Consider the following 463-nt stretch of genomic DNA (forward strand, 5'->3'; position numbering starts at 1 on the left):
TCCGCCGCTCACTCCGAAGAGTGCGCTCGACTTGCATGTGTTAGGCCTGCCGCCAGCGTTCGTTCTGAGCCAGGATCAAACTCTCAAGTTGAAATGCTGTTGCCAGCATATCCTTGACGTTCGAACCTCTGCACATCTTCACCAGGAGGCTAATCCTGATGAAAGTCTCTGTTTGTGTGCTTGGTTTCCAAAGAAACCGAAGCCGTACAAACAGTGAAGCTGACACCTTATCATCGGCGCGACCGCTTGCGCTACTCGAGCGCAAGATCATCGGTCTTGCCTAAAGGCGCGATATACAGACGTTGATCCATCGAAATGAACCAAACCGCCCACATATCTCTTCAGTTATCCATCAATGTCAAAGAGCATACACCCGGAGGCAAAAACAGGACCGTTGCGCCATTCTCACAGCGCGCCCGCCTCGTTCCATCCAACAGATGCCGCCGTCTCTCCAGCGCGTCCC

1 rRNA gene is annotated in these 463 nt (G+C 53.3%); it reads right to left on the reverse strand.

Going from position 1 to position 463, the window contains the following annotated elements:
• Window positions 1-91 (reverse strand): 16S ribosomal RNA (locus AB9K35_RS00110); the annotation flags it as partial.
• Between the last annotated feature and the right edge of the window lie 372 nt (window positions 92-463).

Origin of the sequence: Leisingera sp. XS_AS12 (assembly GCF_041224635.1) — a bacterium.
Taxonomy (GTDB): domain Bacteria; phylum Pseudomonadota; class Alphaproteobacteria; order Rhodobacterales; family Rhodobacteraceae; genus Leisingera.